The sequence below is a fragment of the Massilia timonae genome (assembly GCF_001866515.1).
Taxonomy (GTDB): domain Bacteria; phylum Pseudomonadota; class Gammaproteobacteria; order Burkholderiales; family Burkholderiaceae_D; genus Telluria; species Telluria timonae.
The window spans coordinates 5209908-5231152 of the sequence record NZ_JRYB01000001.1 but is presented as its reverse complement, the minus strand read 5'-3'; the positions used below and the strand labels follow the sequence as shown (position 1 = coordinate 5231152).

At 70.6% G+C, this 21245-nt stretch carries 17 protein-coding genes; 8 read left to right on the top strand and 9 right to left on the bottom strand.

Annotation, left to right across the window (positions count from 1 at the left end; translation table 11 throughout):
- The first annotated feature begins 123 nt into the window (after positions 1–123).
- The 3 genes from LO55_RS22185 to LO55_RS22175 are packed head-to-tail and all read left to right on the top strand — an operon-like array spanning position 124 to position 5377.
- Complete coding sequence (locus LO55_RS22185) at positions 124–2178, top strand: coiled-coil domain-containing protein (protein WP_071363143.1); 2055 nt, start codon at positions 124–126, stop codon at positions 2176–2178.
- Between the two features lie 10 nt (positions 2179–2188).
- Positions 2189–4441: an SUMF1/EgtB/PvdO family nonheme iron enzyme gene (locus LO55_RS22180; RefSeq protein ID WP_071363142.1), complete on the top strand. Its 2253-nt coding sequence runs from the start codon at positions 2189–2191 to the stop codon at positions 4439–4441.
- Positions 4442–4486: 45 nt separating this feature from the next.
- Positions 4487–5377: a pirin family protein gene (locus tag LO55_RS22175; protein ID WP_071363141.1), complete on the top strand. Its 891-nt coding sequence runs from the start codon at positions 4487–4489 to the stop codon at positions 5375–5377.
- A 233-nt stretch (positions 5378–5610) separates the two neighbouring features.
- Here LO55_RS22175 and LO55_RS22170 read toward each other — a convergent pair whose 3' ends face one another.
- The 3 genes from LO55_RS22170 to LO55_RS22160 form a co-directional block, all read right to left on the bottom strand.
- Entirely contained in the window at positions 5611–7155 is a 1545-nt protein-coding gene (locus tag LO55_RS22170) for an FHA domain-containing protein (RefSeq protein WP_071363140.1), read from the bottom strand.
- A gap of 116 nt (positions 7156–7271) precedes the next feature.
- A complete protein-coding gene (locus LO55_RS22165; RefSeq protein WP_071363139.1) occupies positions 7272–8255 on the bottom strand; it encodes a PP2C family protein-serine/threonine phosphatase in 984 nt (327 codons plus the stop codon).
- Positions 8256–8317: 62 nt separating this feature from the next.
- Positions 8318–9583, bottom strand: a complete 1266-nt coding sequence (locus LO55_RS22160) for an MFS transporter (protein ID WP_071363927.1) — start codon at positions 9581–9583, stop codon at positions 8318–8320.
- Between the two features lie 108 nt (positions 9584–9691).
- On the opposite strand from LO55_RS22160, the gene LO55_RS22155 reads away from it, so the two are divergent.
- The 3 genes from LO55_RS22155 (at position 9692) to LO55_RS22145 (ending at position 11847) form a co-directional block, all read left to right on the top strand.
- Complete coding sequence (locus LO55_RS22155) at positions 9692–10177, top strand: GNAT family N-acetyltransferase (RefSeq protein WP_071363138.1); 486 nt, start codon at positions 9692–9694, stop codon at positions 10175–10177.
- A 119-nt stretch (positions 10178–10296) separates the two neighbouring features.
- The gene (locus LO55_RS22150) at positions 10297–11019 is read left to right on the top strand and encodes a MarC family protein (protein WP_071363137.1); all 723 of its coding nucleotides are present in this window, start codon (positions 10297–10299) and stop codon (positions 11017–11019) included.
- A 45-nt stretch (positions 11020–11064) separates the two neighbouring features.
- Complete coding sequence (locus LO55_RS22145) at positions 11065–11847, top strand: hypothetical protein (protein WP_071363136.1); 783 nt, start codon at positions 11065–11067, stop codon at positions 11845–11847.
- On the opposite strand, the gene LO55_RS22140 is transcribed toward LO55_RS22145, so the two are convergent.
- From LO55_RS22140 to LO55_RS22120, 5 genes are all read right to left on the bottom strand, one after another.
- A complete protein-coding gene (locus tag LO55_RS22140; RefSeq protein WP_071363135.1) occupies positions 11848–12318 on the bottom strand; it encodes an SH3 domain-containing protein in 471 nt (156 codons plus the stop codon).
- A gap of 8 nt (positions 12319–12326) precedes the next feature.
- The gene (locus LO55_RS22135) at positions 12327–13904 is read right to left on the bottom strand and encodes a hypothetical protein (protein WP_071363134.1); all 1578 of its coding nucleotides are present in this window, start codon (positions 13902–13904) and stop codon (positions 12327–12329) included.
- A complete protein-coding gene (locus LO55_RS22130; protein WP_071363133.1) occupies positions 13874–16225 on the bottom strand; it encodes an FtsW/RodA/SpoVE family cell cycle protein in 2352 nt (783 codons plus the stop codon). The genes LO55_RS22135 and LO55_RS22130 overlap by 31 nt, the downstream gene beginning before the upstream one ends.
- Entirely contained in the window at positions 16222–17184 is a 963-nt protein-coding gene (locus tag LO55_RS22125; RefSeq protein WP_071363132.1) for a protein kinase domain-containing protein, read from the bottom strand. The genes LO55_RS22130 and LO55_RS22125 overlap by 4 nt, the downstream gene beginning before the upstream one ends.
- Positions 17185–17283: 99 nt before the next feature.
- Positions 17284–17700 (bottom strand): glycine zipper 2TM domain-containing protein, encoded by a 417-nt coding sequence (locus LO55_RS22120; RefSeq protein ID WP_229410211.1) that lies wholly within the window; start codon positions 17698–17700, stop codon positions 17284–17286.
- A 257-nt stretch (positions 17701–17957) separates the two neighbouring features.
- Between LO55_RS22120 and LO55_RS22115 the strand changes: the two genes are divergently transcribed.
- Both LO55_RS22115 and LO55_RS22110 read left to right on the top strand, forming a co-directional pair.
- On the top strand, positions 17958–19094 hold the full coding sequence (locus LO55_RS22115; RefSeq protein WP_071363131.1) for a metallophosphoesterase: 1137 nt from the start codon (positions 17958–17960) through the stop codon (positions 19092–19094).
- A 112-nt stretch (positions 19095–19206) separates the two neighbouring features.
- Positions 19207–20649, top strand: a complete 1443-nt coding sequence (locus LO55_RS22110) for a M20/M25/M40 family metallo-hydrolase (RefSeq protein ID WP_005670068.1) — start codon at positions 19207–19209, stop codon at positions 20647–20649.
- Between the two features lie 23 nt (positions 20650–20672).
- Here LO55_RS22110 and LO55_RS22105 read toward each other — a convergent pair whose 3' ends face one another.
- Positions 20673–21044, bottom strand: coding sequence for an Lcl C-terminal domain-containing protein (locus LO55_RS22105; RefSeq protein ID WP_005670069.1), 372 nt, complete (start codon positions 21042–21044; stop codon positions 20673–20675).
- Positions 21045–21245: the final 201 nt, after the last annotated feature.

The window sequence follows — 21245 nt, the reverse complement described above, 5'->3', positions numbered from 1 at the left end:
CGGATCGCACCCTGCGCACGGGAGCGATCCGTGCCGCAGGCATGGCCCTGCTAAAATCCAGTGCCTGGACCGGCAGGTTTGCTTTGGTAGTGACAAGAAGTACAGGACAGAACGGAGTCGGATATGTTGCAGATGTTCGCAGTAAAAAGCGCCGCTTGCCCGCGCTGCGAGTGCAAGAACGCGCCTGAGGCGCGCTATTGCGCCGGCTGCGGCGTGATCCTGGGCGCGCCGCGCAACAAGCCGGTGCTGGTCGAGAACCGCTGGGTGCCCGGCCCCGACGAACTGGCCGTGTTCTTCGGCGTGCGTGAACTCTCCGGCCTGTTCGTCAAGACGCTGCGCGTGCCGGCCACGGCGCGCGGCTTCATCCTGCAAGGCGACAAGGCCACCGAGGTGCCGCAGGGCGAATACGAGATCGAAGGCTTCTTCACCCGCCTGAACCACCTGCTGCGCGACCAGCACGCCGAGATCCTCGTCACCCGCACCGGCGCGCTGGCGGTGCCGTTCGAGTTCGACGACATCCCGACCTGCGAACATCTCGACGTCGCCCTGCGCTTCTCGGTGAGTGTCAGGATCGAGAACGTGCCGGCCTTCGCGCGCCATTTCATGACCATGCCGGGCACGATCGGCGCCCTGGAACTGCGTGAGCTGCTGTCGCATCCGGTGCGCCAGCTCGCGCTCGAGTTCATCGGCGCGCGCTCGATCCGCGAACTGGCGGCCAATGGACAATTGCGCGAGCAGCTCGACCAGCGCCTGCAGGGCGGCCTCAAGACGCTCCTGGCCGGCTACGGCCTGGCGGTGACAGCGGTCGAGACCTTCGAGCTGCGCCACGACAAATACGACGCCAACCGGGCCCGCATCGGCAGCCTGTGGCTGGCCGCGGACGACAAGCACGTGCAGCTGGCGCACAGCCGCCACCTCGACGAGCTGTACACGGCCGAGGAATGGCAGCGCATCAAGCGCAGCGAAGAAGAAGGGCGGCTGCGGCTGCGCCGCGCCGAGCTGCGCCAGGATGACGCCATCGCGCGCGCCGAACTCTCGCTGCAGGGCGCCGACCGCGCGCATGGCGTGCGGGCGCGCCAGATCGAGCTGTATGGCCGCGTCCTCGAGGCGGAGTCGCGCAAGCAGGCGCTGGCCAATGGCGCGGCCGAGGTATTGGCCGAACTCGAGCACGAGATGGCGCACAAGAACGCGCAGCGCGCCGACGAGGCGGCCGAGTGGCGCCACCTGCGGGCGCTGGCCGGCGTGCGCATGCGCGCCGAGATCGCGAGCGCCCAGCAAGAGGCCACCCAGGCGCGCCAGCTGGCGCAGCAGCGCTTTTCCCAGCAACTGCTGCAGCAGCAGATCCGCAACAAGATCGAGCAGGCGCGCCAGATCGAGGACGCGGCGCGCCAGCGCGCCGAGCTCGTACGGCTGCGCGAGAGCGAAGAAGAAGCGGCGCGGCGCCTGCGCGACATCGACGAGGCCGGGCACGAGGCCACGTTCCAGTCCCTGAAGCTGGCCAATGAAGCGCGCCGGCGCGAGGCCGAGCGGGCGCAGGAATGGGAAGACGAACAGGCGCGCCAGCGCATCGAAAGCGTGCGCCGCGGCGCCGGCCGCGCCGATGCCCAGGCCCAGCACGAAAAGCTGCTGCGCACGATCGAGGCCGACGCCACGCATGCGCGGCGGATGCAGGACGTCTCCCTGGAAGCCGACGAGCGCCGCGCCGGCATCGGTGAGGCGGCGCGCGCGGCCGACCGCGCCCACGAACTCGAACTGGCGCGGCTGGCGATGGCGCGTGCCGAAGCGCTGGGTGCGATGGACGACACCGCCAAGCTGGCGCTCAGCGAGGCGCCGAATGCGGCCGTGCTGGCCGACTACCTCAAGACACGCGTGCATGCGACCATGGACGGCGACCAGTTGACGGCGCTGGCCGGCGTGGCCGGCGCCGGCAAGGTCGACGCGGCGCTGGCCGACGCCCGGGTGGCCGCCGAACAGGCGCGGCGCGAGCTCGAGGTCGACAAGGACCGGCGCCACCAGCTCGACCTGCTGGCCATGCAGAACGACGTGAACAAGGCGGCGCTGACCTCGCAGGCGGCGCTGGCCGCCGGCATCGCAGGCGCGCGCCAGTGCGTCCACGGCCACCCGGCCGGGCGCGACGACCGCTTCTGCGCCGCTTGCGGAGCGACGCTGCCGGCGTGATCCAATAGCAATGCAGACTGCCATCGACAAGATCCGCGAACTACGCGCGCTGCACGAAGACGGCCTGTTGAGCCGTCAGGAGTTCGACCAGCGCAAGAATGCGATCCTGGACGCGGCCTATACGCCGGCCGAGCGCGCCGGCGCCGAACCTCAGGCGTCCGGCACGCAAATTGGTCCCGCGCCCGATGCTTTCACGACGCGTCCGGGCACCGAGATCGGCCTGATGGCGGGCCAGGAAATCGGCCCGCAGACCCGCCGCTACCGGCTCGAGCGCCTGATCGCCCACGGCGGCATGGGCCAGGTGTGGCAGGCGACCGACCTCGCCACCCACGCCGAACTGGGTCACAGCGCCCAGGTCGCGCTCAAGATCCTGCCGCCGCACCTGACCCAGGCCGCGAGCCATGCGAAACTCCTGATCCAGGAGGCCACGCGCGCGCGCCGCCTGGCGCACGAGCACATCGTGCGTGTCTACGAATGGGCCCAGGATCCGGCCACGTCCAGTTACTTCATCATCATGGAGTACCTGGAAGGCGAAGACCTGGACGCCGTGCTGGCGCGGGAGTCGCGCCTGCCTTTGGCCCGCGTGCTGGCGCTGCTCGACCCGGTGGCCGACGCCCTCGACTACGCCTGGGGCAAGCACCGGCTGGTCCACCGCGACATCAAGCCGGGCAATGTGTTCGTCACGCGCAAGGGCGAAGTCAAGCTGCTCGACTTCGGCATCGCCGCGCGCGCCCGCGCCAGCGGCGCCATGTCGCCGCTCGACGCGCCGGCGACGTCCGGCACGGCCGGCTACCGCGCGCCCGAGGCGGCGCTCGAGGGGCGCGTGCCGGAGCCGACGCTCGACGTGTATGCGGTGGCGGTGATGATCCACCAGCTCCTGACCGGCGTGTTGCCCGGCGCGCCGGGCGGACAGGTGCCCGAAACGCTCGGCGCGCGCCAGTGGGACGTGCTGCGCGCCGGCTTCGCCGCCGATCCGGCGCGGCGTCCGGCCACGGTGCACGCGCTGCTGGACGCGATCCGCGCCGCGGCCGGCCCCTCGGCCGAGGAACTTGCCGCGCAGGAGGCGGCGCGCCGCGTCGAAGAAGAGCGGCAAGCGCGCGAACTGGCGGCGCGCCGCAAGGTCGAGGCGCAAGCCGCCGCCGCGGCCCAGGCCCAGCTGGACGAGCAGCGCCGCATCCAGCTGCGCGAACAGCAGCGGCGCGAACGGGCGGCGGCCGAAGAGGCGCGGCTGGCGCGCAAGGAAACACTGCGCCAGCAACTGCTGGCCAAGCGCGACGAAGAAGTGGCGAAGGCGCAGGCGGCCAAGGAGGAAGCCGCGCGCAAGCTGGCCCAGGCCAAGGCCGCGGCGGCCTATATCGCGCAGCAGAAGAAGGCGCGCGCCGCCGAGCAGGATGCGTCCGTGCAGCCCGCGCCGGCTGCGCCGGCGCCGGGGCCCGTGCCGGCGCTGGACCCCGGCGGCATCCTGCGCGACCCGTTCGTCGACGGCAGCGGCGCCGGCCCGGCCATGGTCCTGATCGAGACCGGCCGCTTCGAGATGGGCTCGCCGGAACACGAACGCCGCATCGCGATGGCGGCCGGCTCGCAAAAGAACTGGATCGCGCGCGAGACCCCGCAGCATTGGGTCGGCATCGCGCGCCCGTTCGCCATGGGCCGCTATCCGGTCACGGTCGGCGAGTGGCGCGCCTTCGTGCAGGCCAGCGGCTGGGAACAGCATGGCGAGGTGAATTGGGAATCCCCGGGTTTCCCGCAGACCGATATGCATCCGGTGGTCGGCGTGACCTGGTTCGACGCGCTGCAGTACGTGGCCTGGCTGGGCGAGGCGACGGGCAAGCGCTACCGCCTGCCGAGCGAAGCCGAATGGGAATACGCCTGCCGCGCCGGCAGCAAGACCGCGTTCAACGTCGGCGACACGATCTCGACCCTGCAAGCCAACTTCGACGGCAGCTTCACCTATAACGGCGGCCCGCGCGGCGAGTTCCGGCACGGCACCACGCCGGTGGACCTGTTCGCGCCGAATGCCTGGGGCCTCCACGATATGCACGGCAACGTCTGGGAATGGATGCAGGACGTGGTGCACGACAACTACGAGGGCGCCCCGAGCGACGGCAGCGCCTGGGAACTGGGCGGCGACCAGGTGCGCCGCATCCTGCGCGGCGGCTCCTGGCTGTACAACCCGCGCTACCTGCGCTCGGCGCTGCGCAACGGCTTCTCGGCCGTGCTGTCGAACGATATCGTCGGCTTTCGGGTGGTGCGCGAATTGTAGCTCCGGTGTACAGTCGGGCATTGCCTTCTCGCCCAGGAGTCCGCCATGACCATCGCACACCTCTTCAAATCGCACGACAAGGACCTGGGCGGCGGCTTCACCGTGCGCCGCATCCTGCCGGCCGCGGCCAGGCAGTCGGTCGGCCCCTTCCTGTTCTTCGACCACATGGGGCCGGTCGAGGCCGAACCCGGCGCGCGTCATGACGTGCGCCCGCATCCGCACATCGGCCTGGCTACCGTGACCTATCTGTTCGAGGGCGCGATCATGCACCGCGACAGCCTGGGCACCGAGCAGCGCATCGAGCCGGGCGCGATCAACTGGATGACGGCCGGCAGCGGCATCGTGCATTCCGAGCGCACGCCCGAAGACCTGCTCGGGCGCAAGCGCCGCACGCATGGGCTGCAACTCTGGGCCGCGCTGCCGCGCGAGCACGAGGAAGCGCCGGCCGCGTTCAGCCACACGCCGGCCGACCGGATCCCCGAGGTGCAGCTCGACGGCGCCAGGGTGCGGGTGCTGGTCGGCACGGCGCTGGGCCGGACCTCGCCGGTGCCGACCTTCGCCGACACGCTGTATCTCGACGTGCACCTCGACGCCGGCGCCGCCATCGAGCTCGACCGCCTGCCGGATGAGGCCGCGCTGTACGCGCCGATCGGCGCCATCGAGATCGACGGCGAAGCGGTCGCCGCCAACACGATGGCCATGCTCGAACCGGGCGCGGCGGTGCGGGTGAGTTCGCGCGAGGGCGCGCGCTTCGTCGTGATCGGCGGCGCGCCGCTGGACGGCAAGCGCTTCATCTTCTGGAATTTCGTCTCGTCCAGCCGCGAGCGCATCGAGCAGGCGGCGCACGACTGGGAAGCGGACCGCTTCGTGGCGGTGCCCGGAGAAACGGAACGCATTCCGCTGCCGCCCTTGCCGGCGGCCTGGCGCCACGACTGACTTGCCGCGCGGCTCATTTGGCTCAATCGGGCGCGCACGCGGTGCGGGCAGGCGTAAGCTGGGGTCACCAACGTGGGCTTATTGCATACGGGAGGTGAGCAATGAAGATTCCTGAACATCTGCGGGCGCCGGCGATCGTGTTCGCCCTGCAGGCCGCACTATTGGCCGGCGCCGCGCTGGTCTTCCTGATCCTGATCCCGCCGCACGGCTGAGCGTTCGCCCGAAAGGCGGCGTCAGGCGTCGAGTGCGACGGTGAGCGCGTGATGGTGGCGTTCGCCGCCGCCACGGTGGCCGCCGTGCGCCTCGGGATAAGCCTGCGCCACGAAGCGCGCCGCGATGCCCAGGCCGGCCTGCTGCAGGCGGCCCAGCTGGGCCTGCGGCGCCAGCGGGGTCTCGCGTCCGCTGTCGCGGTCGCGCTGCCAGAAGCCGCCGTCGCGGTGGAACAGCAGCGGCAGCGCGACGGCGCGCGGCATGCTGGACCCCTGCTGGTGCCTGCTTGGAGAAGGCAGGCAGTCCGGCGCCATCAGGTAAAAGCACTCGGCGCGTGCGCCGGCGTCCAGCCGGTGCAGCACCACCGCATGCGCCATCAAGGCCGTCACCTCGAGCGTGACGATGCCCTTGATGCTGGCCGTCAGTTCGATCCGCATGCCGAGCCGCAGCTGCACCGGCATGTGCTTGCCGGGCCAGACGCCGTCCAGCAGCAGGCCGTAGCGCGACACGTCCTCGATCTCGAAACCATTGCGGCTGCGGCGGATGACGGCGTGCCGTCCCGACAGGCGGCGCGTCAGGCCGCCAGGGTCGGCGCCGGTGTCGCCGTGGTGGGCCAGCAGCAGGTCGGCCTCGGGCGCGATGCTCTCGAAGCGGCCCAGTACGCACTCGTCGAGCGCGAACAGGCGCACGTGGCGCTGGGTGGCCGAGTCGGCCTCGGCGTGCACCAGGCAGGCCTTGGCGCCGGGGCAGGGATGCAGCGCCGCCTCGACCGGCATGTCGATCTCGATCAGGTCTTCGTCCCAGGCGATGGTCGACATGCCGAGGTCGATCTTGCCGCTGCCGCCGTCCAAGTCGAGCTGGGCGATCGAGGCGTTACGCGCGCTGACGTCGATGTCGATGCGTCCGCCGCCCGGCGCATGCACGCGGGCGATGCCGGCGTCGTCGGCCGTCACGCGCACGTTCTTGTGGGTGGCGAGGAAGGTCTGGTGGATCTCGCCCAGGCTCGCGTCCTGGCGCGGCACGAGGATGACGGGCGAGCAGGTCCAGGTGCGGTTCGACTCCGGCGCCTGGCGATGATGGCTGTGCAGCTCGATTTCGATGCGGTACTGGCCGTGTTCCAGGCCGCGCGAGGAAAACTCGAGGAACAACGGGCGCCAGTCGCCGCGCGAGGTGCGCTGGAAGGCATAGCTTTCGCCGCCGTGCAGGCGCAGGGCCGAGCGCACCAGCATGCGCACTTCGGGCGCGCAATCCATCGGCATGCCGCGCAGCTCGAGGCGGATCGCCTGGCGCCCGCCGGCGGCGCGCGGGTCGAAACCGCTGATGTGCAGCTGCGGGCGTTGCAGATTGGCCCGGGGCGGCGTTGGCGGCGGCCCGATGTCGGTCGGGCGCCGGCTGCGCAGGGCGGTGATGGCGTCGAAACTCGACGGCAGGCCGATTGCTGGCGCAGCGGCCAGTGGCGCTGGCTGCGGGTCGACCTCGGGCTGCGCATGCCCGTGCGCGCACATGGCGTCGCCGGGCAGGACCCAGACGGTGCAGTGCGGATGCTCGGGATTGCGGCAGCGGTTCATGTCAGGGCGACAAGTTAAATAATGGTCGAAATCAATATTGCAAGCTTACGCTGTTTTTGAACCGTACGGCGCACCAAGTTCGTTGATTAACAACATTATTTTCTTAAAGCATGAGATCAGTTGGTGGCGTTGGTGGGGGCTTCCACCGGCAATACGGTTTCGTCCGCATGGCGGGCCAGCGGTCGCACGACCAGGGCGGTCAGATTGTCGGGCTGCAGGCCGGCAGGTGGATCGTTTTCCAACATGGCGAACAGGCGCTCGACCAGGGTGACCGCATCCGCGTCGCCCTGCATCAGCTTGGCCCAGCCGGCCACGAAACCGTCCGGCTGGGCGCACGACCAGAACCCATCGGTGGCCAGCAGGTAAGCCGCGCCGGGCCGCAGGGGCAGCGCGCGGCGGTCGGCCAGGTGGGCGAGCCAGCAAGGCAAAATGTCCTGGGTCAGGGCGAACAGCGGATCGGACAGGCGGGTCGGGTCGGCGAAGGCATTGCCGAGGATGACCGCCTGGGCGATCTGCGGCGCATGGCGCCCGTGCACCTGGCGCCACCAGTCGGCTTCGTCGAGGCGCCCGGCAAGGGCGGCCACGGTGGCCGGCACGTGGTCGACGGTGAGGGGCGTGGCGTGCGCCGCGTCGAGTTCGTACAGGCGCGAGTCGCCCACGTGGTACAGCAGCGGCGCGCCATTGGCCCGCAGTTCGAGCAGGGTCAGCGTGGTGCCGGGCCGTCCGGCGCCGCTGGCGTCCTGGGCGAAGCGCGCCTGCAGGCTGGCGTGGATGGCGTCCAGGCGCTCGCTCAGTTCTGCCGGCGTGGCGCAGGCCGGCATCGCCAGCAAGGCCGCCGCCAGCGCCTCGGCCGCCTCGCGGCCATGGCCGTGCCCGCCCATGCCGTCCAGCACCGCCAGCCGGCCGTGCCCGGCCGGCCAGCCGTCCACGGTGAGGCAACAGGGCTGCTGGTCCTGCAGGCGGCAGGCGCGGCCGTCGAAATCGATGACGACGAAATTGTCCTGGTTCTCGGCGCGGGTGGACGGGCCGCAACCGACACGGCTCGCGACCGCGACGTCGAAGCAGGGAGCGAAACGGAAATCGGCGAGCGTGACTGGCATTGGCAGAATGATCAGGATAATACCGCCACTTTACACGCTCGCGGGACGGATGAAAGCCACGATCAGATCGGATGTTTCCTGCCGCCCGTCAGCAAGACCAGGGCGTTGATGACCACGCAGGCGCCGGCGGCGGCGAACGCGGCGCGCACGCCCCAGGCGTCGGCGACCAGTCCCCACACCACGCTGCCGGCCGCATAGCCGCCGGACATCACGAACAGGTAGATCGACAGGGTGCGCGCGCGCACCTCGGGCGGGAAGGACAGCTGGGCCGCCGCGTTCAGGGTCGAGACAGTGGCGGACCACGCCATGCCGCCGCACACGATCAGGGGCGCCAGCAGGGCCAGCGAGCGGGTATGCGGCATGGCCAGCAGCATGGCGCCGTAGACCAGCAGCGCGCCGGCCAGCAGCCCGGTGCGGTCGACCCGGGCCCGCACCTGCGGCAGGAAGAAGGCCGCGGCCACCGCGCCGCCGCCCAGGCAGCCCATCAGGGTGCCGTACACGCCGGCGCGCATGTGCAGCACGTCGCGCACGAACACCGGCAGCAGGCTGGCGAAGGCGATGGTGGCGAAGAATACCGAACACACATTGCGCAGGATGCGGCGATAGCGCGGGCAGCCGAAGGCGGTGGCAAAGCCCAGGCGCAGGCGCGCGCCGAAGCCTTCGCGCGCGCGCGGCTGCGGTTCGCCCTCGCGCCACCAGTGCCAATAGACCGCCAGCAGGCCGATGAAGGACACCGCGTTGGCCAGGAACAGGGCGCCCGGCCCGATCCAGCCGAACAGCAGGCCGCCCAGCGCCGGGCCGAGGATGGCGGACAGGTTGTACGACAGGTTGTTGAGCGTGGCGGCGGCTTCGACCTCGTCGGGCTCGACCAGGCCGGACAGCGCCGCCTGCCAGGCCGGCCAGATGAAGGCGGTGCCGATGCCGAGGCAAAAGGTGATCGCGAGCACGGGTCCGCTGGATACCTTGCCGCTCCAGACCAGCACGGCCATCGCGCCGGCGCACAAGGCATTGAACAGGTTGCAGAAAAACAGGAACTTGGGCCGGTGCACGGCGTCGGCCAGCACCCCGGCAAGCAGGGCGAACAGGAACACCGGCACATAGGTGGCGGTCTGCACCAGCGAAGTGATCGAGGCCGACTGCGACAGCGAGGCCACCAGCCAGGCCGCGGCGAAGGTCTGGACCCAGGTGCCGAGGTTCGACACCAGGTTGGCGAGCCAGATGCGGCGGTAGCGGGCGTGGCGCAGCGGCTGCGTCAGGGGCACCTTGCGGCGTCTGGGAACCGTGCCGGCGGCAGGGGAAAATAAGGCGAAGAAGCTGGCTTTCGGCATGGTCGAACCATGGTAGGACGGAGCCGGCTCGCTCGTCAATGAAATTGCATTATGGAAAATCAACGCTGTGGTATGTTTACGCTCCACGCAACACTGTCAATACATGCCATGGACATCAGGCCGCTGGTCGACACCGATATTCCGCTGCTCGTTCCCGCCATCGCCGCCCAGCTGCGCGAGCTGGCGCTGGAATTCATCGTGCACGAATCGACGCGCGAGGGCGCCGCCACCTTCCTGGCCGAGAACGACCAGATGGGCGTGCGTAAATTCCTGGCGCTGGGGCATGTCTACCACGTGGCGCTGGACGATGGGCAGCTCGCCGGCTTCATCGCGATCCGCGACAACAGCCATTTGTTCCACCTGTTCGTCGGCAAGCGCTGGCAGGGACGGGGCCTGGCGCGCAAGCTGTGGAACGTGGCGCGGGCGGCGGCCATCGCGCGTGGCGGCGACGGCAACTTCACCGTCAACTCGTCGAATCATGCGGTGCCGGCATACGAGGCGTTCGGCTTCGTGCGGGTGGCGCCGACCCAGTGCGTCAAGGGTTTGTATTTCAATCCGATGCGGCTGGGGTGGGCGGACGACGGCCACGGTTGAGCGCTGGTCAGCGGTGTGCCCGCGACGCCAGGGCATGATGTACAGTGGCGGTCCGGGCCTGTGGCCCGGCCCGCCAGCGGCAATCGTCGACCGCCGGCCGGGCTTCAATACGCTATTTCATGACCATCGAGTTGATACTGGCCGCGGCCAGGAGTTTTCTGTTCGTCCTGGTGACGATGCTGCCGATCCTGAATCCGGCCGCCACCGCACCGATCTTCCTGAGCATGACCGAAGGCGCGTCGCCCGCCACCCGCGCGCTGCTGGCGCGCCGCATCGCGCGCAATATGTTCTGGCTGATGACGGGATCGATGTTGGTCGGCTCGTATGTGCTCGACTTCTTCGGCATCTCGTTGCCCATCGTGCGCGTCGGCGGTGGCCTGATCCTCGCCTCGGTGGCCTGGCGCCTGCTGGGAGCCACGCCTTCCACGCTGGACAGCCGGACCGCGCTGGCCGAGGCCTATACGCAAGACCATGCCTACCGCCAGGCCTTCTATCCGTTGACGTTTCCGATCAGCTGCGGCCCGGCATCGATCGCGGTGGCGATCACGGTGGGCGTCGCGCTGCACGACGCGCAGATCGTGTTCTCGCTGGCGCGCATGGGCGGCGCCTTGATGGCGCTGGCGGTCATCGGCGTGCTGCTGTATCTCGCGTTCCGCTATGGCGAACACCTGCTGCGGCTGATCGGCGAAGCCGGCACCGCGGTGTTCCTGCGCCTGACCGCGTTCATCCTGCTGTGCCTTGGCGTGCAGATCGTCTGGGACGGCCTGCGCGAGCTGCTGCTCGAGGTGATGTCGGTGCCGATGCACATGGCGGCGGTCGGGGCGATCGCCGGCGCTGGATAGAATTGGTGAGCATGCGTCCCGGCTGGCTCGCTATACTGCTGGCCTATGTCCAGTATCTTTCCAGCGTACGCGCCGACGACCGGCACGCGCAATGATCGCCTCGCCGGCATCGGCGTCACCCTGGCGGTCCACCTGGTCCTGATCCTGGCCTGGCAGATGGCCGGCAAGTTGCCTTTGACGGCGCAGGAGGGGAGTGACGAGGCGATGCAGTGGCTGATGCTACCCACGCTGCCCACGCTGCCCACGCTGCCCACGCTGCCCACGCTGCCGCCGCGCGCCGAGCCGGCTGCGCCAGAACCGGTGAAGGAAGTGCTGCCTGCGCCCGCAGCCGCTCCGTCGCGGCCAGGTCGGAGCATTCCCGCCCCGGTGTCGCCGGCGGCGCCGGTGGAGGAGGCGCCATCGGCAGCGCCGGCGCCGACGGCGGCGGACGAGCAGCCCGCCGCGCCGCCAGGCGCCGCGGAGATCCTGGCCAATGCGCGGCGCAGCGTCGGCGAGATCGACCGCGCCCTGCGCAAGGAAAACAAGCCCCTGATCGTCCTGCCGCCGGATAGCCCGCAGATCCGCATGCGCGAAGGCATGGAACACGCGCGCGCGATGGCGCCGCCGCGGCTGTGGGAAGCGCCCAAGGTCGAGGAACTGGTGAACAACACCGGCGACGGCGCGCGCCGCACCCGGGTGATCACCGGCAGGCGCACCTATTGCATCACCAACCGGGCGCCGACCACCAATGTGGAGATGATCGAGATGCACGGCCGCCAACGCTTCACCAACTGCCCCAGCGACGAAGAGCCGCCCAAGCAGCAGGTCTGGCGCACCGCGCGCGACTGATCAAGAACCGGTGACACGGCCCTCGTCGGCTCGCCGCAGCCACAGGCTGCTGGCCCAGCCCTCGACCGCCTCGCCGTCGACCGTCGCCCGCACCTGCCACCAGTCGCCCTCGCGGCGGCCGGTCGCTTCCACCCGCGCGCCCGCCGGCACCACCAGCAGCCGTTCGGCGCCGATCCCGCCCGCCACGCGCAGGTTGAGCGCGTCGTGCACGCGGTAGCGCGCGCCGGCGACCGGCACGTCGATCCCTGCCGCCTCCCGCGCCTGCGCCGACTGCACGGGCTGCGGGGCCAGTGCGGGCGTCCCGAACATGGCCAGCAACAGCGTCCCGCCGGCCGCGGTGCCGACGCCCAGCACGCCGAGCGCGCGCGCGTTCGGCCGCCGCCACCAGGCGCGCGGGGTCAGCCAGGCGCACAGGCACAGGGTCAGCGCCAACGCCAGCGCGTAGGCGGCCGCCTGAGTCAGGATGACCATCGCGGTCCTCAGGCGTCGAAGCGCAGCACGTAGTGTCCGGCCACCAGGTGATGGCCGGGCGGGATCAGATAAGGCTGCTCCTGGGTCGCCGTCTCGATCTGGGCCACCAGCGCCAGCTGCTCGTCCAGGTGGTACAGCGCCTGGGTGGGCGACAGGCGCGCGATGCGCAGGCCGTCGCTGGAAGCTTCCCAGCTGAAGGCGTTGCGCGACAGGCCGAGGCGGTCGGCGCTGGCGGCCGGGGCGCCGTCGCCCTGGCGCACGAATTGGGGCGTGTCGAGCACGCGCAGCGCGCCCAGCGACGGCATGCCGCGCCCGAAGGTCAGGCGCGTGCCCGACGCCGCCGGCTGCGACGGACCGTCCGGCAGCGCCAGCAGCGCGCTGTAGCGCTCGGCCAGTTGCTGCTCGACCGCCAGCAGGCGGATGCTGGCGTTGTCGAGAGGCGCGAATTGCGACGGCACGGCGATGCGCTGGCGGCCAGCCGGGGTGATCGCGTGCAGCTCGTCGGCGTCGTCGACCGCGAAGCGGATGACGCTGTCCTTGCCCGGCGCGCTGGGCAGCAACCGGGCGTTAAGGCCGACCTCGAGCGCCTGGGCGCCGGTCTCGCGGTAGCGGCTCAGGCGCGGCAGGGCCAGCGCGGCCAGCGTGATGCGGTGGCGCGCCACCGGCGCGTAGGTGGCGTCGAGCTCGGTCGGCGGCGCCGGCCTGGTCGCCGGGCTCGATGCGGCCAGCGGCATCGCGGTCAGGTCCGCCGGCGGCGGCGTGGCGCTGCGCGACTTCCACACCGCGGGGCTGCGCTGCGGCGGCGCGCTCGGCATGACGGGCGCGGCGCTGGCGGCCGGCGCAGGCTGCGCACGGGCGGCGGCGCCCGCGCCGGCGCGGCTGATCTTCAACAGCAGGCGCTGGGCGCTGGCGCCCTTGCCGCGCAGGACGTAGTAGCCGTTGGCGGCGTCGAAGTGGCATTCGAAACTGTCCTTCGGACGCACCTGCAGTTCGAGCGGGGCGCCCGGGCCGTCGTTCACCAGCAGCAGGCCGGCGTCAAGACCGAATGGCCAGCCGGGCACAGCGAAGGTGGCGTTGGCGGCGTCCAGGCCGACCAGGGTCAGGCGCTGGTTCGGATAGATGGCGCACACCGGCTGCCAGATCGCGCTGTCGCGCGAGGCGGTCACGGTGTACTGGACCTGTTCTCCCGGCGCCGGCAGGTAGACCGCGTGGCCGAACTTGACCTGCACCTCGCCGGGATCGAGGTCGTCGCTGCCCAGCACGTGGTAGCGCACTTCGTCGCCGCCGAGCAGGTCGCCGAAATCCTTCTGGTGCAGGGCGGCCAGCGATTGCGCCAGGTCGCGCACGCGCGCGCCGCGGGTCAGGTGGCGGTCGTCGTCGACCTCGTCCTGCGGCAGCACCAGGGTCACGTGCGAGAAGCAGCGGGTGGCCGCGCGGCCGCGCTGCTCGCGCGGCGAGCGCTCGAGCAGGTCGCGCAGCAGCGGACGGCGCGAGAACAGCGCCAGGCCAGGCGCCTGCCACAGGGCCTCGGCGTTGAACACATCCTGGACCTTGCCTAGGACTTCGTGTTGGACATAGACCGGCATGATTGACTCTCCTCGTTGAATTGGGTGCTCGCCATGCCGAACGCTAGCAGGGGGCAGATGAAAAACAGCAGGTGCGAGCCGCCCGCCGACAGGAAGCTCATGGGCTGGCCCATGATCGGGAACATGGCGAGGTTGGTGCCCCACGACAGCAGCAGGTGGCCGGCGATGAAGGCCGCGCCGCCGCACAGGGCGAAGCACTGGAAGCGGCCGATCCAGGCGCGCCGGAAGTCCTTGGCCTCGTTCGAGCAACGCCAGGCGCCGGCGGCGGCGCGCAGCAGCGCCGCCAGGAACAGCGCCTGCAGGCTCCACAAGGCCAGGCCCGCCGCCAGGCCGTGGCGGTGCAGCAGGAACGACGGGGCGAAGTCGTCCTGGATGGCGGGAATGGCCAGCGCCTCGCCGGCCGCGCCGCCCAGCCCCGCCAGGCCGAGCAGCCCGTCGGCGCCCAGCCAGCCGCCCTGGACGATCGCGCGGCTGCCTTGCAGCATCTGCTGGCCGGTGTGCGGGTGGATGGTCGGCTCGCTCCAGACCTGGAAGCGCTCCGGATAGAAGCCGAAGGCGCCGAGCAGCTCGCCGCCGGCGCGCATCGTCACGCCGCCCGCCGCCAGCAGGCTGGCGGCCACGAGGATCGAGGCCAGCGCGGCGCGCCGTCCGTGGCTGGCGCACCAGGCCAGCAGCATGGCGCCGCTCCATACCAACAGCAGCACCAGCGGAGAATAATCGTCGACGCGCACCAGGGCCGCCGCCAGCAGGAACATGAACAGCAGCACCGGCGCCGCCATGCGCAGCCAGAAGCGCCAGTCGCGCCGGCCATGGGGCGCGCCGCCCGCGGCCAGCGCCAGGCAGTGCGCGCTCAGCGCGGCCAGGGCGAACTTGGCGAATTCGAAGGGCTGGATGTCGAACACGCCGGTCTCGCTGCCGAAGCACACCTGCAGCAGCAGGCCGCCCAGCGCGAGCGCGGCGAACGCCAGCAGCACGCGCTCGGTGACCGGGCGCGACACGGCGCCGCGCGCGAAACAGGACAGCAGCAGCAGGGCGCCCGGCAGGCCAAGGCCCAGCAGCGCGGTGGTGTTCTGGAAGTGGCGCAGCCAGGCGGTGTCGGCGGCCCCCAGGCCCATCTCGAGCTGCACCAGCAGGCCGGCGCCGAGCAGCAGCACGGCGCTGGAGGCCAGCAGCGAGGCGCGGCGTGGATACAGCAGGGTGAGCCAGAGCGTGGCCCAGGCCAGCAGCAGGGAGATGGCGGCGCCGGGGGCGCCGACGGTGCGCTGGGTGACCAGGAGCAGCATGGCGCCGGAGGCCAGCAGGCTGGCTGCGAGCGGGCGTGCGAGATCGGAACGCATGCTGCGCTGGCGCAGGGAGGGCGCGATGCACGCAAGGCCCATCAGCAGGACGAGGCCGGCGGCGGCCCAGGCCAGCGGCGGCGGGGCGGGCAGGGCGAGATGGTCGCGCCGTTCCCAGCGCCAGGTCACCGCGGCCGGCAACTGGCTGGAGGGGGCGGCCGATAATGCGACCTGGCGCGACGGCGCCAGGCGCAGGGTGGCGCCATCGTGCTCGAGCGCGAACAAGGTGCGGCCGACGGCGAAGGCATCCACGTCCGCCAGCGGCAGCTCGCGCTGGGCGGCATCGATCCAGCCGGCGCCGCTGGACACCAGCACCGGCTGGGCGCCGCGCGCCGACAGCGCGATGCGGCCGTCTTCCTGGCGCAGCAGCACGGCGTCGCCCGGTTCGATCGCGGCGGCGGCGATGCGGTTGCCGCAGTAGAGCAGGCCGCCGAGGCTCAATGGGCGGGCCAGGCTCGCGCCTTGCGGCAGCCAGCGGTTCCAGGCTGCCACCGCGCGCGCCGACAGGCCGGTGTCGGGACAGGCGGGCTGCGGCCGGCCGTCGCGCCGCACGGCGGCGCCGTCGTAGTCCCAGGACTGTTCGCCGTCGTGCAGGGTGACGCGTCCGGCTTGCGCCGCGACCACCTGCAATCGCAGCGCGCCGGCCTGGATGCGCTGGCCGACCACGAGCGGCAGGTCGCTGCTGCGCTCGCGCGCATCGCCACGGCGCAGCACGACCGCTTGCCGCGGTTCGGCGTTGCGCAGCAGCCAGGCGCCGTCATGGTCGCGCCGCAGCACCAGCTGGCGCGCGGCGGCGCGCGGCGCGCCCAGTTCCTGGCGGCCCAGCATGACCGATTCGCCCGGCGCGAGGGTCACCGCGATCGCGGATGGGGCCCAGGCGGCCGGTGCCTTGACCAGGGCCAGCAACTGCACGGCGCATAGCAGCGCGAGCAGGGTCCAGGCCACGCCGGCGCCGAGGAACGGGCGCTGTGTGCCGGACTTCATGCCGCGCTCCGCAGCGATTCGGCATGCAGGGCGGAGACGGCGTCCGCCAGGGCGCGGCTGATGTCCAGCGCGTGGCGCGGACGGTCGGCGGGACGCTCGGCCACCAGCGCGCGCAGCAGCGCGAGGCCGGGCGCGGCGGCCGGGCCCAGGCGGCTGGCGAACAGCGCCGCTTCGTCCGGTTGCAGCACGGCCGGTCGTCGCTGGCGTTCGGCCAGCAGGCTGGCCGCCGCGTCGCGCCCGTGCGCCTGCCAGGCCTGGCCGCAGGCGCTGCTGTAGCGCAGCAGGCGGCCACCGACCAGGTAGTAGAGCAGGGCGCCGAGGGCGAAATAATCGGTGCGCGCCTCGGTGGCGTAGCCGTCGGCGTCGGGGAAGAACTGTTCCGGGGCTTGCCAGTTGGCGGTGCCGGCGTAGGTGTGGGCGCGCAGGTCGTCGAGGCGGCGGTTGGTGCCGAAATCGGCCAGCTTGACCGAATCGCTTGCCGCGTCGAGCAACAGGTTGCCGGGCTTGAGGTCGAGGTAGCGCCAGCCGCTGGCGTGGACCTTGGCCAGCGCCTGGTTGACCTGGCCGATCCAGGCCAGGGCGCGGGCCGGGGCGATCGTGCGGCCGAGCGCCATTTCGCGGGTCAGGTGGCCGGCCAGGTCGCCGTCGAGCAGCTCGAGCGCCATCGCCGGCATGCCGGCGTGCTCGCCGCTGTCGAGCAGGCGCACGATGTGACGGCCGTCCCACGGCGCCAGGCCGCGCAGGAAGGCGATCTCGGTGCTGGCGCTGGCCAGCCAGCGCGCGCGCAGGCTCGAGGGCGCGCGCGCCATCTGTTCCAGGTTGACCAGCTTGAGGGCCACGGAGCCGTTGGCGTGCAGGCTGTCGGCGCGCCACACGACGCCATAGGCCGAGCCGGCCAGCGCCTCGCGCAAGCGGTACTGGCCGCCGGCCAGCGAAATGACGGTGCCTGCTTCGTACATGGTGTCCCCCGAACCTGGCGCATGGCGCCGATGCGTGGGACTAGCGGAGGGGAGACGAAAAAAAGCCGCGCGGTGCGCGGCTCATTGGATCGGCGTGGATCAGCGGCCGTGGCCGTGGTGGTGACCGCGACGGTCGTCGCGATCCCAGCGGTCATGGCGATCGTGGCGGTCATGCCGGTCCCAACCGCGGCCGCGGTGTTCGACGTAGACCGGGCGCGGTTGCACGTACACCGGACGCGGCTGGACGTAGACCGGGCGCGATTCCACGTACACCGGGCGTGGTTGCACGTAGACCGGGCGCGGCTGCACGTACACCGGTTGCGACTGGTAGTAGCCGTTGTTATAGCCATTGTGGTGGCCATAATGACGGCGATCGTCGCGGGTGTTGATGGAGTTGCCCACCGCCGCGCCGATCACGCCGCCGGCGACCGCGCCGCCGGTGCCGCCGACCGTGTGGCCGACGACGGCGCCGAGCACCGCGCCAACGGCCGTGTTCGTACCACGATCACCGGCCATTGCCGCCGGCGATACCGCGACAGCGGCCAGCAGCACAGCACCAAGGGTTGTCGATTTCAACATGGTTTTTCCTCGTACCCTGGCGGAGATCGGGATGATGACTGCGACACCGGGTATGGACGTACTATATTCCCGGCGCACGATTGTGCCATTCGTTAATACAGTTTTTTACAACTGCATCTCAGCCGGTAACATTCTGCCTTGCAAGCAGCGTCTGGCGCCCCATCTAGGCACGACCACCCTCATTCAATCCCGCCATGCGCCCCAGCCGAAGCTTCGTCGTCGTCCTCTCCCTGCTGGTATTGTTGCTGGTCTATATCGGCATGCGCCTGCTGCCCGACCTCGGGCTGACGCTGTCCGGCAATGCCTTCGCCATCCTCCTGCTGGGCCTGGTCGGCGCGCTGGTGCCGGTCGGCCTGATGTCGTCCTCGCTGCGCCGGCGGCGCTGGTCGAACCTGGTCGCCTGGCTCGGCCTGCTGTCGATGGGCCTGTTCTCGTCGCTGCTGGTCGCCACCCTGCTGCGCGACCTGGTATTGCTGGCGCTGCTGCCCTTCGGCGCGCTGACGCCGGCGATTACCCACGGCAGCGCGCTGGCCGTGCCGCTGGTGGCGTTGGCCGTGACCGTGGTCGGCTACGTCAATGCGCGGCGGGTGGCGCGGGTGGTGAAGGTCGACGTGCCGATCCGGGACTTGCCGGCCGAACTGCACGGCTATGCCATCGCCCAGATCTCGGACATCCACGTTGGCCCGACGATCAAGCGGCCCTACCTGAACGCCATCGTCAACAAGGTCAACAAGCTCGGCGCCGACGCCATCGCCGTCACCGGCGATCTGGTCGATGGCAGCGTGCAGCGCCTGGCCATGCATACCGAACCGCTGGCGCGCTTGCAGGCGAGCGACGGCGTGTTCTTCGTCACCGGCAACCACGAATATTATTCCGGCGCGCTGGAGTGGATCGCCGAGGTGCGGCGCCTGGGCCTGACGGTGCTCATGAACGAACACGTGGTGCGGCGGCGCGGCGGCGCGGCGCTGATGATCGCCGGCGTGGCCGACTATACCGCCCACCATTTCCACCCCGAGCACAAGAGCGATCCACAGCGCGCCGTCCACGGCGCGCCGCCCGGGGTCGGCGTGAAGGTGTTGCTGGCGCACCAGCCGCGCAGCGCGCCGGAGGCCGCCGCGGCCGGCTTCGACCTCCAATTGTCGGGCCATACCCACGGCGGCCAGTTCTTTCCGTGGAACCTGTTCGTGCCGCTGCAGCAGCCTTTTGTTGCCGGACTCAACCGCGTGCGCGATATGTGGGTGTACACCAGCCGCGGCACCGGCTACTGGGGGCCGCCGAAGCGCTTCGGCGCGCCATCCGAGATCACGCTGGTGCGCCTGGTGCCGGCCTGAGCGCGGCGCGGCGCCCGTATTGCTTGCTTGTACGTACGGCAAAAAACAGGGGCGGAAAGTTGCCGAATGCGCTATCGTTTGAATCCTTTCGAACTAGCAAGGGTTTCCCCGCATGAAACGCAGCTTCCGTCTCCACCACCTTCCCGCCATGGGCGTCATCGCCGCCGCACTGCTGGGCGGCCCGGCCCTGGCCGCCAGCCCCGGCAACGATCCCGCCGCCCTCGCCAAGATCCGCGACACGGCGATGAGCAGCGACTACGCCTGGCAACGCACCGAAGACATGACCGACCTGATCGGTCCGCGCCTGTCCGGTTCGCCCGGCGCGGCGGCGGCGGTGACCCAGGTGGCGGAAGCGATGCGCAAGCTCGGCGCCAAGGTGACCTTGCAGCCAGTGAAGGTGCCGCACTGGGTGCGCGGCATCGAGACGGGCGAACTGGTCGAGTACACGGGGCGTCCGCAGGGCGTGACCCAGCGCGTGGTGCTGGCCGCACTGGGCGGTTCCGGCGCGACCCCGGCCGAGGGCCTAGTGGCGCCGGTGCTGGTGCTCAAGAGTTTCGATGAACTCAAGAGCCGCGCCGCCGAAGTGAAGGGCAAGATCGTCCTGTTCGACGTGGCCTTCGACCAGCACATGGCCGATCGCGGCCTGGCCGGCCACGCCTATGGCCAGGGTTCGGCCTATCGCCGCAACGGCCCGCGCATGGCGGCCGAGCTCGGCGCTGTCGGCGCGCTGGTGCGGTCGGTCGGCGGCGCCGCCTATCGCCTGCCGCATACGGGTTCGTCGGGCCTGCTCGAGAACGCGCGCATCCCGGCCGCCGCCGTGACGGCGGAAGACGCGATGCTGATGGCGCGCCTGGCCAAGCGCGGCCCGCTGAGCATGAAGCTGGTGCTGACCCCGCAGAACCTGCCGGACGCCGACAGCTTCAACGTGATCGCCGACTTGCCGGGTACCGAGAAACCGGACGAGATCGTGATCGTCTCGGGCCACCTCGATTCCTGGGACCTGTCGCCGGGCGCGCACGACGATGCCGCGGCCGTCGCCAGCGCGATGGCCGTGTTCGACGTGCTCAAGAAGCTCGACTACCGTCCGCGCCGCACCATCCGCTTCGTCGCCTGGATGAACGAAGAGAACGGCCAGCGCGGGGCGAGCACCTACCTCGCCGCCGAACAGGCGAACGCGGGCAAGCACTTCGGCGCGATCGAGAGCGACAACGGCGTCGGCCGCCCCTTCGGCCTGCGCGCCAGCGTGATGCCGCAGTCGGTCAAGCTGTTCGCGCCGCTGCAAGCGGCGTTGCAGCCGATCGGCGCCAATGTGTTCCAGCGCCAGGACGTGCTGGCCACCGGCGACTTGGCCGGTCTGGAACGCGCGGGCGTGCCGAGCTTCGCGCCGGTCGTCGACACCTCGAGCTATTTCGACTATCACCACACGCCGGCCGACACCCTGGACAAGGTCGATCCCGACATCCTGCGCCGTCACGTGGCGCTGATGACCGCCACCGCCTGGTACCTGGCAAACATGGAGCAGGACATCGGCCGCTCCAGCGTGCCGAAGCCCTGACCCCGTGTGCCCGCGCTGCCGGCTCAGGCCGCTGTGCTGATGCGGCGTATCGCGCGCGCATGGCCGCGGTAGGGCCGGCCATAGATGGTCTGGATGCCGCTGGCGAAATTCTGGCCCCAGACCAGCTGCGCGCGGGTGGCGTGCGGCTCGCTCGACCAGTACCAGTTGCGCTCGAACGATTCGCGCAGGTTCGCGAACAGCAGCGCCAGTTCGCGCCGCGTCGGCAGCGCCCCCCCGTGGCCGCTGGCCCAGTCCACGGCCGTGGGCCAGCTGACGTCGGAGGAGTCGCCTGGCAGCAGGACCAGGTGGTAGTCGGGTTCTTCCTTGCCCAAGATCAGACCGGCATATTCCTCTCCGTCTTGCAGCATGCCCCGGATTTGCATGTATTCGCCCATTGAAATCTCCTCGCGTTAAGTAGCCGTGGGATAAGACTGCTGAGCGCGACTTTTGGTTTCGTGCCGGGTTCGATCTAGATCATGGGAGTGTTTAATTTCTAAGAGGATGAGTCTCGTGGGGATTTGATATCACGTGGAAAAATTTCTTGGAGGGACTTGAACTAAGGAAGTTAGTGTCACTCAAAAGGGCACATTGTTTAA